The following is a 12,470-nucleotide window of genomic DNA, read 5'->3' as shown; positions in this document are numbered from 1 at the left end:
CTGACTTGATCGGTTAAGTCCTGCCGTTGGCAGCGGCGCATCCTCGGCCATGACAGACGACGTCCCGGTTTCGCCAACGCGCAAACGCGCACCGGCATAACGTCATGAAGTGACCACACAACGCTCCGAGCACCACGCCACCCTGCAAAAGACCGTCGGGCTGTACTCGGTGACGCTGTTCGGGCTCGCCTACATGACACCGATCATCGTGCTGGGCATCTTCGGCGTGATCGCCGAGAAGTCGCAGGGCGGCAGCGCCGGGTCCTACCTGCTGGCGACCGTCGCGATGTTGTTCACCGCGTTGAGTTACGGCGTCATGGCCCGGCACTTTCCGGTCGCCGGCTCGGCGTATACCTACGTGCGCAAATCCCTCGACTCCCGGCTGGGGTTCGTCGTCGGCTGGGCCATCCTGCTCGACTATCTGTTTCTGCCGCTGGTGATCTGGCTGATCGGCGGCGCATACCTGTCGGGGCAGTTTCCCGGCGTGCCGTTTTGGGTGTGGATCGTTGCGTACATCGTGATCACCTCGGTGCTCAACGTCATCGGGCTCAAGGTCGCCGACCGCACGAATCTGGTGCTGATGACGATGCAGCTGTTGATCCTGGCACTGTTCGTGGCGCTGTCGATCGCCCACCTCGTCGGTCACGCGCAGTCGCTGGTGTCGATTCGGCCGTTCACCGGCGACGACGGATTCTCGGCGATAGCGGCGGGCGCGGCGGTGGCCGCGTATTCGTTCCTCGGGTTTGACGCGGTCAGCACGCTGACCGAGGAGACACACGATGCGGAACGAAACATTCCCCGAGCGATCGTGGCGGTTGCGCTGATCGGCGGCGCCATCTTCGTCGTGGTGACCTATGTCGTGACGCTGGTGTCACCCGGCGGGACATTCGAGAACGCCGAGTCGTTGGCGTCCGACATCGCCAAGACCATCGGCGGCAGCCTGTTCGGCGCGGTGTTTCTGGCGGGGTTGGTCATCGGCCAGTTCACCTCCGGTCTTGCCGCGCAGGCCGCCGTCGCACGACTGCTCTACGCGATGGGCCGCGACGGTGTGCTGCCCAACCGGTTCTTCGGGTTTGTCGCCGAGCGGTTCCACACCCCGGTGTTCAACATCGGCCTGGCCGGACTCATCGGCCTGGCCGCGATCTTCCTCGACATCACGACCTCGACGTCGTTTATCAACTTCGGGGCGTTCACCGCGTTCGCACTCGTCAACCTCGCGGTGATCGGCTACTTCGTCCGGCATCGCGCGGATCGGCTCAACCCGTGGCGCTACATCGTGATACCGGTACTCGGCGCCGCGGTCGACGTGTATCTGCTGACCCAACTGGACTCGCGCGCGCTGATTCTCGGGTTGTGCTGGCTGGGGATCGGCGTGGTGTACCTGGTGGTGCTGACCCGCGGATTCACCCGGCAGCCACCCGATCTCGAAGGCATCGCCAAGGCGGCATGAAAATGGTCACTAGTCTTTGAACATGACCCGCATCGCGTGCTGCCAGATCGCTCCGGTGATCGGCGATCTTGCGGCCAACGCCACGTTGATCGAGGAGCAGATTCGCGCCGCGGTCGGTGCGGGCGCCGACGTGATCGTGCTGCCCGAGCTGGCCACGTCAGGCTACATGTTCGTCGACGCCGACGAAGCGCGCGCGGTCGCCCTCACTCCGGCCAGCCCGATATTCGCGAATTGGTCTGCGGCCGCTGAGAATTCGATCGTCATCGGCGGGTATTGCGAGCTCGGTGACGACGGGCTGCTGTACAACAGCGCGGTGCTGGTCGACGGCGGCGGCGTCGTCGCGCAGTATCGCAAGACCCATCTGTGGGACCGTGAGAAGCTGATTTTCACGCCGGGCAACCTGTTGCCGGCCGTGGTCGACACACGACATGGCGACATCGCCGTGATGGTTTGCTATGACATCGAATTCGGCGAGTTGACCCGTGGGGTTGCTCTCGGCGGCGCCGAACTGATCGCGGCGCCGGTCAACTGGCCGCTGTTTCCGCGGCCCGCAGGTGAGCGCCCGGGCGAGGTCATCACCGCGATGTCGACGGCCCGGACCAACAGGATCGCGATCGCCTGCTGCGACCGGTCCGGCGTGGAGCGCGGCCAGCCGTGGACGGAAGGCAGCGTGATCGTCGATCCCGACGGCTGGGTCGCCGCGGAGTCCGGACCGGGCACCGCGATGGCGGTGGCCGACATCGATCTGGCACTCACCCACGACAAGTCGCTCACCGAGCACGTCCATCTGTTCGCCGACCGCCGCGTCGACCTGTACTGATGCTTGCCCAGACAACCCCCCGCACCAAACAGACACTTGCTATGACATCATAATGATGTCAGCATGACACCATGGACTTGCAACCGTACGTTGACACCGTCCGCCATGAGTTGAACGTCGCGGCCGGAGCCGGCGGCGACGAGGCGGCGGCATTGGCCGACCGGCTCAGCGCGCCGCTCGAGTCGGCGATCCGGTTGGCCGTACTCGAGGCGCTTTCGGCGGCCGCGGAGCAGATCACCAGCGAGCTGGCCCCGACGTCGGTGGAGGTGCGACTTCGGGGCCGCAACCCGGAATTCGTCGTGACCGCGCCGCTAGAGGAACCCGCCGCGACAACCGGCGCGCCGGAAGCGATCGACGACGACGGCGGCACCTGGCGCGTGACGCTGCGGCTGCCGGAAAGCCTGCGTTCCAAGGTCGAGTCCGCCGCGCGTCGCGACGGCATATCGCTCAACGCCTGGCTCGTCCGCGCGGCGGCGGCGCGCGCCGAACCCACCCCGCAACGAACCAGCAATCCACACCACGTCACCGGCTGGGTCCGCTGACACCGCCAAACCCGCGAATACCCACGAAATCTCAAGGAGGATAATGGTGCCAACGTTCGCCACGCCCGAACCGATCACCGCCCGCGTCGCGGCCAACTCCGGTTCGATCCGCCTCAGCGCCAGCGACCGCACCGACACGGTGGTGGAAGTGCGGCCACACAACGCATCCCGCCCCGCCGACGTGCGATCGGCGGAGGAAGCCCGCGTCTTCTGCGCCAACGGCAAACTGGCCGTGGAGCCAGGCCGGTTCGGCTTCATGGGCTACCGGATGGGCGCGGTCGACATCACCATCGAGCTGCCGTCCCATTCGCGCGTGCACGCCCAGGTGGCATCCGCCGAAGTGCAGGCCGAGGGCGAGTTCGCAGACTTCAAGTTCGACGCGGCAAGCGGCAGCGTCATCGTCGACTCGGTCACGGGCGGCGCCACAGTGTCGACCGCCTCGGGCGACGCCACGATCGACCAGGTTGACGGCAACCTGAAATTCCAGTCGGCCACCGGCTCGCTGTCCGTCGATCGGCTGCGCGGAAACCTGAAGGCGCAGACCGCGTCCGGATCCGCCGGCATCGCCTCGGCCATTAGCGGTGCCGTGGTCGCCCACACCAGCAGCGGGGAGGTCGAGATCGGCGTCCCGGGGGGCACCGCCGCGCGGCTGGACATCATGACCGGATCCGGTGTCGTCCGCAACCGGCTGCAACGGTCGGACGGTCCTGCGCATGGCGACGACACCGTCGAGGTCCGGGTCCGGACGGGCTCCGGCGACGTCGACATTCACCGATCGGTGCAGGCGCGCGGCACAATAAGCGGGTGACCGGATCGGAACGGCAAGAGCGCAGCGAGCGGGTGCGTGTCCTGATCCTCGGTAGCACCGGGTCGATCGGCACGCAGGCGCTTGACGTCATCGCCGACAATCCCGACCGCTTCCAGGTGGTCGGGCTCGCCGCGGGCGGCGCCAACGCGAAGCTGCTGGACCAGCAGCGCAGAGCCACCGGTGTCACGAACATCGCCGTCGCCGATGCCGCGGCGGCCATCGACGGGGCAACCTACAGCGGGCCCGACGCGGTCACCCGGCTGGTACAGGACACCCAAGCCGACGTGGTGCTCAACGCTCTTGTCGGTGCGCTCGGGCTGAAGCCGACGCTCGCGGCGCTGAACACCGGCGCGCGCCTCGCGCTGGCGAACAAGGAATCGCTGGTCGCGGGTGGCCCGCTGGTGCTCAAGGCCGCAAAGCCCGGCCAGATCGTGCCCGTCGACTCCGAGCACTCCGCGCTCGCACAGTGCCTGCGCGCCGGGCAGCCGAACGAGGTCGCCAAGCTGGTGCTGACCGCGTCCGGGGGCCCGTTCCGCGGCTGGACCGCCGACCAGCTCGAACACGTCACGCCAGAGCAGGCCGGCGCCCATCCCACCTGGTCGATGGGCCCGATGAACACGCTGAATTCGGCGTCGCTGGTCAACAAGGGCCTCGAGTTGATCGAAACGCACCTGCTGTTCGGGGTTCCGTACGACCGCATCGAGGTGGTGGTGCACCCGCAGTCGATCGTGCACTCGATGGTGACTTTCACCGACGGTTCGACGATCGCTCAGGCCAGCCCGCCCGACATGAAGCTGCCGATTGCGCTGGCCCTCGGTTGGCCCGACCGGGTCGCCAACGCCGCGCCGGCCTGTGACTTCACCAAGGCCTGCAGCTGGGAATTCGAGCCGCTCGACGATCGGGTATTTCCGGCCGTGGAACTGGCCCGCGCGGCCGGGCGGAAAGGCGGCTGCCTGCCCGCCGTATACAACGCGGCCAATGAAGAAGCCGCCGCGGCGTTCCTCGACGGTAGGATCAGTTTCCCCGCGATCGTGCGGACCATCGCCGACGTGCTGAGCGCCGCTGACCAATGGGCGGCCGAACCCGCTACCGTGGATGACGTACTTGACGCGCAGCGCTGGGCTCGCGCCCGTGCCGGCCGTGGCGTCGCACAGGAGGTCCTATCCGCCCGATGATTTTCGGCATCTTATTGTTCGCAGTGTTGATCGTGGCGTCCGTCGCGCTGCACGAATGCGGCCACATGTGGGTGGCGCGAGCCACCGGCATGAAGGTACGGCGCTACTTCGTCGGCTTCGGGCCGACATTGTGGTCAACGCGGCGGCCGAACAAGCTCGGCTCAACCGAGTACGGCATAAAGGCAATCCCAGCCGGCGGGTTCTGTGACATCGCGGGCATGACATCCGTCGATGAGCTGCGGCCCGGCGAGGCCCCGTACGCGATGTACAAGCAGAAGACGTGGAAGCGCGTGGCGGTGCTGTTCGCCGGCCCCGCCATGAACTTCCTCATCGGTCTCGTGCTGATCTATGCGATCGCGGTCGTCTGGGGCCTGCCGAACCTGCATCCGCCCACGGTTGTCTCCAAAACCGCTTGTGTCGCACCGGAAATCGAGAAAGGCAAGTACGCCGACTGCACCGGCCAAGGGCCCGCGGCACTGGCAGGTATCCGGCCCGGCGACGTGATCGTGAAAGTCGGCGGCAAAGACGTGCATAGTCCAGAGGACGTAGTGGCCGCGGTGCAACCGCTAACCGGTCCTAGCCCCGTCGTCGTGAAGCGCGACGGGCAACAGCTGACGCTCAATGTCGGCGTGCAGCCGACGCAACGGTTCACCCCGGGCGCCAAGGCGCCGTCCGCAGTTGGCGCGATTGGCATCAGCACCACCCCGCAGCAGGCGGGACCGACGCACTACAACCCGATCGCGGCGGTGCCGGCGACGTTCACGTTCACCGGCGACCTCGCCGTCCTGCTGGGCAAGGCGCTGGCGTCCATCCCGAGCAAGGTCGGCGCGCTCGTCCACGCGATAGGTGGCGGCGTACGCGATCCGAACACGCCGATCAGCGTCGTCGGGGCGACGATCATCGGCGGCGACACCGTCAAATACGGGTTGTGGGTAGCGTTCTGGTTCTTCCTGGCCCAACTGAACTTCGTGCTGGGCGCGGTGAACCTGATCCCGTTGCTGCCGTTCGACGGCGGTCACATCGCGATCGCCGTGTTCGAAAAAGTCCGCAACATGATCCGCTCGGTGCGGGGGTTGGCCGCCGCGGCACCGGTCAACTACCTGAAGTTAATGCCGGCGACATACGTAGTCTTGATAGTGATGGTCGGCTACATGCTGCTGACCGTGACCGCTGACCTGGTCAATCCGATCAGACTCTTCCAATAGGAGACCTCATGAACGTCGGCCTTGGCATGCCGACGCCGCCAGCGCCCACGCTGGCCCCGCGGCGGAAAACCCGCCAACTGATGGTGGGCACCGTCGGCATCGGCAGCGATCACCCAATCACGGTGCAGTCGATGACGACGACCAAGACCCACGACGTCAACTCGACGCTGCAACAGATCGCCGAACTGACCGCGACGGGCTGCGACATCGTGCGCGTCGCCTGCCCGCGCCAGGAGGACGCCGACGCGCTGGCCGAGATCGCCCGTCACAGCCAGATCCCGGTCATCGCCGACATCCACTTCCAGCCGCGCTACATCTTCGCCGCGATCGACGCCGGCTGCGCCGCGGTGCGCGTCAACCCCGGCAACATCAAGGAGTTCGACGGCCGGGTCAAGGAGGTCGCGAAGGCCGCCGGCGACGCCGGCATCCCGATCCGCATCGGGGTCAACGCCGGCTCGCTGGACAAGCGGTTCCTGGACAAGTACGGCAAGGCCACCCCGGAGGCGCTGGTCGAGTCCGCGTTGTGGGAGGCGTCGCTGTTCGAGGAGCACGGCTTCGGCGACATCAAGATCAGCGTCAAGCACAGCGACCCGGTCGTCATGGTCGCGGCGTATGAACTGCTCGCCGCCCGGTGCGACTACCCGCTGCACCTCGGCGTCACCGAGGCCGGTCCGGCGTTTCAGGGCACGATCAAGTCGGCGGTCGCTTTCGGTGCGCTGTTGTCCAGAGGCATCGGCGACACCATCCGGGTGTCGCTGTCCGCGCCGCCGGTCGAAGAGGTCAAGGTCGGAAACCAGATCCTCGAATCCTTGAACCTGCGGCCCCGGTCGCTGGAGATCGTGTCCTGCCCGTCGTGCGGACGCGCGCAGGTCGACGTCTACACGCTGGCGAACGAGGTCACCGCCGGGCTCGACGGACTCGACGTGCCGCTGCGGGTGGCCGTGATGGGCTGCGTGGTCAACGGACCCGGCGAAGCCCGCGAGGCCGACCTCGGCGTCGCCTCGGGCAACGGCAAGGGGCAGATCTTCGTCAAGGGGGAGGTCATCAAGACCGTGCCGGAGTCTCAGATCGTCGAGACGCTGATCGAGGAGGCGATGCGGCTTGCCGAAAGGGGCTCAGACAACAGCGGTTCGCCGGTGGTGACCGTAGGCTAATAGGCGGTAACCTCGTCAGCGGCTACTGGCCGCACAGAAAGAGCTCCGATGTCGGCTCCGCCCATGCTTCGCCTCGTCGACGAGCGACGGGTAACGCTGGTGCGCGACGCCGCCGCGGTGCGGCGGGTGCTCGACGCCGACCCGGTGGGCTGCTGCATGGTGGCCGCCCGGGTCGCCGACCACGGCATCGACCCCGGCTCGATCGGCGGCGAATTGTGGACTCGGCGCGGCGCCGGTGAATCCCTTTGTTACGCGGGAGCGAACCTCATTCCGCTGCGCGGTGCGCTGGCGGACCTGCACGCGTTCGCCGACAAGGCGATGAGCTCGGCGCGGCGGTGCTCGTCGATGGTCGGCCGCGCCGAGCTGGTGCTGCCGATGTGGCGCCGGCTCGAGCACCTTTGGGGGCCGCCCCGCGATGTCCGTGAACGCCAGCCGCTGATGGCGCTGGCGTCATCTCCACACTGTCCGGTCGACACCGGCGTGCGCAGGGTACGCATCGAGGAACTCGACGCGTACCTGGTGGCCGCGATCGACATGTTCATCGGCGAGGTCGGCATCGACCCGCGGATCGGTGACGGCGGCCGCGGCTACCGCCGCCGGGTGGCCGGGCTGATCGCCGCCGGACGGGCCTGGGCCCGCTTCGAACACGGCGAGGTGGTCTTCAAGGGCGAGGTCGGATCACAGTCCCCGGCCGTCGGCCAGATCCAGGGCGTGTGGGTGCACCCCGAGTACCGCGGGCGCGGGCTGGGCACCGCGGGCACCGCCGCGCTGGCCGCGGCGGTCGTCGACAGCGGCCGCATCGCCAGCCTCTACGTCAACAGCTTCAACACGGTGGCCCGCGCGGCTTACGCCCGCATCGGTTTCACCGAGGTCGGCACCTTCGCGACCGTGCTGCTCGACTGAGTCCGACGCCGCAAGACTGTATTCCGCGCGGTCTTTATTCGCAGTTCGCGCTCGTTGCAGCCTCGACGGACTTCCCGACTTAACGGTTCGGTCTCGGTGCGCCTCCGACCAATCGCCAGTGCACTTTTTTAACATCAGCCTCAATGACAACTTCAACCTCAGCAGCTTGGACCGCTGTGCTGGCAACGGTGGGCGTGGTTGCCGCCATTGCGCTGCTGCCGTCGTGCACGCCTCGCCCGAATGGACCGGGCCCCGCCGCCGAGAAGTTCTTCGCGGCGCTGGCCACCGGCGACACCACCACCGCCGCGCAGCAGACCGACCGCCCGGACGACGCCCGCGCCGCGCTGAACGCGGCCTGGGCGGGTTTGCAGGCGGCCCACCTCGATGCCCAGGTCCTCGGGTCCACGTTCGACGAGGACACCGGCAGCGTCGCCTACCGCTACACCTGGCATTTGCCGAAGAACCGCACCTGGACCTACGACGGCCAACTGAGCATGGTCCGCCAGGAGGGCATCTGGGAGGTGCGCTGGACCCCGGCCGGGTTGCACCCCAAACTTGGTGAGCATCAGACGCTTTCGCTGCGGGCCGACCCGCCGCGGCGGGCGTCGGTCAACGAGATCGGCGGCACCGATGTGCTGGTGCCCGGCAACCTGTACCACTACCAGCTCGACGCCACCCCGGCCGGCCGCAACCTGATGACGACCGCCCGAGCGGTCGCCGACGCGCTGCGCCCGTTCGACGACACCCTGGACCCGCAGCGCCTGGCCGAGCAGGCCAGCTCGTCGACCAAGCCGGTCGACCTGATCACGCTGCGGCCCGACGACAACGACCGAGTGCAGCCGGCGATCGGCGGCCTGCCGGGTGTGGTCGTCACTCCGCAGGCCGACCTGCTGCCCACCGACGACCACTTCGCACCTGCCATCATCGGCGAAGTCAAGAAGGCGGTGATCGACGAGCTCGACGGCGCAGCCGGCTGGCGGGTGGTCAGCGTGAACCAGAACGGCGTCGACGTCGGCGTGCTCTACGAGGTGCCCGCCGCCCCCGCGCCGTCGGTGTCGATCAGCCTGGACCGCGCCGTGCAGAACGCCGCCCAAACCGCGGTGAACGACGCGACGGCCAAGAAAGCGATGATGGTCGTAATCAAACCCTCGACCGGTGAAATACTCGGCGTCGCGCAGAACGCGGCCGCGGACGCCGACGGCCCTGCGGCCACCACCGGCCTCTATCCGCCGGGGTCGACGTTCAAGATCATCACCGCGGGTGCGGCGATCGCACGCGCCATGGCCACGCCGAACACGCTGTTGGGGTGCCCCGGCACGATCGACATCGGCCAGCGCACCATCCCCAACTACGGCGGCTTTTCCCTCGGCGTCGTGCCGATGTCGCGGGCGTTCGCCAGTTCGTGCAACACCACGTTCGCCGAGCTGGCCAGCCGGATGCCGCGCGACGGGCTGACGGTGGCCGCCGCGCAGTACGGCATCGGCCCTGACTATCAGGTCGACGGCATCACGACGGTGTCCGGCTCGGTACCGCCCACGGTCAACCTGGCCGAGCGCACCGAGGACGGCTTCGGTCAAGGCAAAGTGTTGGTCAGCCCGTTCGGGATGGCGTTGTCCGCCGCGACCGTCGCGGCCGGGAAAACACCTGTCCCGCAATTGATTTTGGGCCGTCAGACGGTGGTCACCGGCGACCGCACGCAGATCACCCCCGAGATGCTTGACGGGTTGCGCTCGATGATGCGGCTGGTGGTGACCAACGGCACCGCCACCGACATCGCCGGCTTAGGCGACGTGCGCGGCAAGACCGGTGAGGCCGAATTCGAGGGTGGCTCGCACTCATGGTTCGCCGGTTACCGCGGCGACATGGCGTTCGCGTCGCTGATCGTTGGGGGTGGCAGCTCGGAATACGCGGTGCGGATGACCAAGCACATGCTCGACCTGCTGCCACCGGACTATCTGGCTTGACTTCATATGACATGGACCTGCGAATGTGGCGCGACGGTGTACGCACCGCCGATCGCCGCCGACTGTCGTGGGCTTCACGGCGCTGCCGTGGTGCGCGGTTAGCCCTTACCGCAGTCGGCCCGCCACCCAAGCAGGATGACCGGCAACTAGGGAATTAAGGGCAGGTCAGTACCAATGACGTCGACCACCGATCGGGCGACCGGTACGGCCCAGGACCAATAACACCAGACCCACGATGAGGAGGATCCAGCCGATGGTGGCGATGATGCCTGGGACGGGTAGGAGATAACCGACCAGTATGAGGATGATGCCTAAGACGATCATCGGTTGAGCGTGTCACAACATGGCACCCAGTGCAGGGCCCGCCATCCCGAAGGAACTGCCGACCGCATGGCGGAAGGGCGCATGACGGGTGGGCGAAGTGAGATTTGACGTTTTGTCGATCGGCTGGCGAGGTACCCGCAGTCAGCCGAAATTGGCCACCCGGGCCGATTCCGAGAGAAAGAGCAGACAATCGTGAGCGCTACGGACAAGGCGAAGAATAAGGCCCAAGACCTCGGCGGCAAGGCCAAGGAAGCCGCCGGCAAGGTCACCGGCGACGAGAGCACCCGGAATGAGGGCAGGGGCGACCAGGCGAAGTCCAATCTCAAGGACGCCGGTGAGAAGGTCAAAGACACCTTCAAAAAGTAAGCCGTCCCGGCTGGCGTCCGGCTTGTAGCGCACAATGGTGCGCCCCTTCCCAGTCGGAGGTTCTAGCTGAGCCGCCGTAGCTGTCGGCCCGTCGCCTGAGGAGGTGACGGGCCGACCACGAGCGGTAAGTTGGAAACGCCATGACGGGGATCGACCAGGACGGGTCGGCGCTGCGCATTTCCGACGCCGACCGCAACGGCACGCTGCGGCGGCTGCACAACGCCGTCGCGCTCGGCCTGATCGACCTCGGCGAGTTCGAGGAGCGCTCGGCGCTGGTGTCGCAGGCGCGGATGCGGTCCGACCTCGACGCACTCGTCGGTGACTTGCCAGGTCCGGGCGCGATCGTCACCTCTGCTGCCGACCGGGTCGAACTGCGCGGCTGGGCCGGCTCGCTGAAACGCCACGGTGAATGGATCGTGCCGACCCGGCTGGCGTTGGTGCGGCGGATGGGCTCGGTCGATCTGGACCTCACCAAGGCCCGCTTCGCCGGGCCGGTCGTCGTCATCGAACTCGACCTCAAGTTCGGCGGTTTGGAGCTTCGGCTGCCGGACGGCGCGAGCGCCTCGATCGACGACGTCGAGGTCTACGTCGGCAGCGCCAGAGATCGCCGCAAGGACGCACCCGCGGAGGGCACCCCGCACGTCGTGCTGACCGGCCGCGTGGTGTGCGGTTCGGTGGACGTGCGCGGCCCGCGCCGGTCCTTGTTCAAGCGCGGTGCGTAGCGGGCCCCTTGCGTCCTCTCGCCCCTTCCCGCCGGTCGCCACACCGACGCCGTCCACAGCTGCGACTACGCTGACGTCATGCCTGTTCGCACTGCCCTTCGTCCGGGCGTGATTTCACCGATGTTGCCGGTGCCCACGTGGATCCGGCGACCCGAATACGTCGGCAAGCCGACCGCGCGCGAGGGTAGCGAACCCTGGGTGCAGACGCCCGAGCTGATAGAGAAGATGCGAGTCGCCGGCAAGATCGCCGCGGGCGCGCTGGCCGCGGCGGGCAAGGCCGTCGCGCCAGGTGTGACCACCGGCGAGCTCGATCGGATCGCGCACGAGTACATGGTCGACAACGGCGCGTATCCGTCGACGCTGGGCTACAAGGGGTTTCCGAAGTCGTGCTGCACATCGCTGAACGAGATCATCTGCCACGGCATCCCCGACTCGACGGTCATCGAGGACGGCGACATCGTCAACATCGACGTGACCGCCTACATCGGCGGGGTGCACGGTGACACCAACGCGACATTCCTGGCCGGCGACGTGTCCGAGGAGCACCGGCTGCTCGTCGAGCGCACCCGCGAGGCGATGATGCGCGCGATCAAGGCGGTCAAACCGGGCCGCTCGCTGTCGATCATCGGCCGCGTCATCGAGGCGTATGCGAATCGCTTCGGCTACAACGTGGTTCGTGATTTCACCGGCCATGGCATCGGCACCACCTTCCACAACGGGTTGGTGGTGCTGCACTACGACCAGCCCGCGGTCACCACCGTCCTCGAGCCGGGCATGACGTTCACGATCGAGCCGATGATCACCCTCGGCACGATCGACTACGACATCTGGGACGACGGCTGGACCGTTGTCACGAAGGACCGCGCCCGCACTGCGCAGTTCGAGCACACGGTGCTGGTTACGGCCGACGGCGTGGAGATCCTCACCCTGCCCTGAGGCGGGCACGCACAGCTCGCCGGGCCCGACCGCCGCTCAGGCCTGAGCAGCCGGCGGTCCGAAGATGCTCTGCAGCCGGCGCAGGGTCTCGCGGATGGACT

General features: G+C 67.4%; 13 protein-coding genes. 12 read left to right on the top strand and 1 reads right to left on the bottom strand.

What is annotated here, in order from left to right; genetic code table 11:
* Window positions 1–109 precede the first annotated feature (109 nt).
* The 9 genes from VE759_RS09000 to VE759_RS08960 all read left to right on the top strand — a co-directional run bounded on the left by VE759_RS09000 (window position 110) and on the right by VE759_RS08960 (window position 10,021).
* On the top strand, window positions 110–1,450 hold the full coding sequence (locus VE759_RS09000) for an APC family permease (protein WP_324930597.1): 1,341 nt from the start codon (window positions 110–112) through the stop codon (window positions 1,448–1,450).
* A gap of 22 nt (window positions 1,451–1,472) precedes the next feature.
* On the top strand, window positions 1,473–2,270 hold the full coding sequence (locus VE759_RS08995) for a nitrilase-related carbon-nitrogen hydrolase (RefSeq protein WP_324930594.1): 798 nt from the start codon (window positions 1,473–1,475) through the stop codon (window positions 2,268–2,270).
* A gap of 71 nt (window positions 2,271–2,341) precedes the next feature.
* Complete coding sequence (locus VE759_RS08990; RefSeq protein WP_324930591.1) at window positions 2,342–2,812, top strand: toxin-antitoxin system HicB family antitoxin; 471 nt, start codon at window positions 2,342–2,344, stop codon at window positions 2,810–2,812.
* Between the two features lie 46 nt (window positions 2,813–2,858).
* A complete protein-coding gene (locus VE759_RS08985; RefSeq protein WP_324930587.1) occupies window positions 2,859–3,620 on the top strand; it encodes a DUF4097 family beta strand repeat-containing protein in 762 nt (253 codons plus the stop codon).
* Window positions 3,617–4,795, top strand: coding sequence for a 1-deoxy-D-xylulose-5-phosphate reductoisomerase (gene dxr, locus VE759_RS08980; RefSeq protein ID WP_324930584.1), 1,179 nt, complete (start codon window positions 3,617–3,619; stop codon window positions 4,793–4,795). The genes VE759_RS08985 and dxr overlap by 4 nt, the downstream gene beginning before the upstream one ends.
* Window positions 4,792–6,000 (top strand): M50 family metallopeptidase, encoded by a 1,209-nt coding sequence (locus VE759_RS08975; protein WP_324930581.1) that lies wholly within the window; start codon window positions 4,792–4,794, stop codon window positions 5,998–6,000. Before dxr ends, VE759_RS08975 begins: the two co-directional genes overlap by 4 nt.
* Before the next feature lie 8 nt (window positions 6,001–6,008).
* The gene (ispG, locus tag VE759_RS08970) at window positions 6,009–7,154 is read left to right on the top strand and encodes a flavodoxin-dependent (E)-4-hydroxy-3-methylbut-2-enyl-diphosphate synthase (protein WP_324930579.1); all 1,146 of its coding nucleotides are present in this window, start codon (window positions 6,009–6,011) and stop codon (window positions 7,152–7,154) included.
* Window positions 7,155–7,202: 48 nt separating this feature from the next.
* Window positions 7,203–8,057 carry a GNAT family N-acetyltransferase gene (locus VE759_RS08965; protein ID WP_324930575.1) on the top strand — a complete coding sequence of 285 codons (855 nt, stop codon included), beginning with the start codon at window positions 7,203–7,205 and terminating at the stop codon, window positions 8,055–8,057.
* A gap of 143 nt (window positions 8,058–8,200) precedes the next feature.
* Window positions 8,201–10,021 carry a penicillin-binding transpeptidase domain-containing protein gene (locus VE759_RS08960; protein ID WP_324930572.1) on the top strand — a complete coding sequence of 607 codons (1,821 nt, stop codon included), beginning with the start codon at window positions 8,201–8,203 and terminating at the stop codon, window positions 10,019–10,021.
* A gap of 165 nt (window positions 10,022–10,186) precedes the next feature.
* Here the strand turns inward: VE759_RS08960 and VE759_RS08955 are convergent, their stop codons facing one another.
* The gene (locus tag VE759_RS08955) at window positions 10,187–10,345 is read right to left on the bottom strand and encodes a DUF6131 family protein (protein ID WP_324930569.1); all 159 of its coding nucleotides are present in this window, start codon (window positions 10,343–10,345) and stop codon (window positions 10,187–10,189) included.
* A 192-nt stretch (window positions 10,346–10,537) separates the two neighbouring features.
* On the opposite strand from VE759_RS08955, the gene VE759_RS08950 reads away from it, so the two are divergent.
* The 3 genes from VE759_RS08950 to map all read left to right on the top strand — a co-directional run bounded on the left by VE759_RS08950 (window position 10,538) and on the right by map (window position 12,369).
* Complete coding sequence (locus VE759_RS08950; RefSeq protein ID WP_324930566.1) at window positions 10,538–10,711, top strand: CsbD family protein; 174 nt, start codon at window positions 10,538–10,540, stop codon at window positions 10,709–10,711.
* 140 nt (window positions 10,712–10,851) lie between these two features.
* Window positions 10,852–11,433, top strand: coding sequence for a DUF1707 domain-containing protein (locus tag VE759_RS08945; RefSeq protein WP_324930563.1), 582 nt, complete (start codon window positions 10,852–10,854; stop codon window positions 11,431–11,433).
* A 78-nt stretch (window positions 11,434–11,511) separates the two neighbouring features.
* Window positions 11,512–12,369 (top strand): type I methionyl aminopeptidase, encoded by an 858-nt coding sequence (gene map / locus VE759_RS08940; RefSeq protein WP_324930560.1) that lies wholly within the window; start codon window positions 11,512–11,514, stop codon window positions 12,367–12,369.
* Window positions 12,370–12,470 lie beyond the last annotated feature (101 nt).

Source organism: Mycobacterium sp. (assembly GCF_035640695.1).
Taxonomy (GTDB): Bacteria; Actinomycetota; Actinomycetes; order Mycobacteriales; family Mycobacteriaceae; genus Mycobacterium.
The sequence above is the reverse complement of the archived record's forward strand: the minus strand, read 5'-3'. Positions and strand labels throughout refer to the sequence as shown.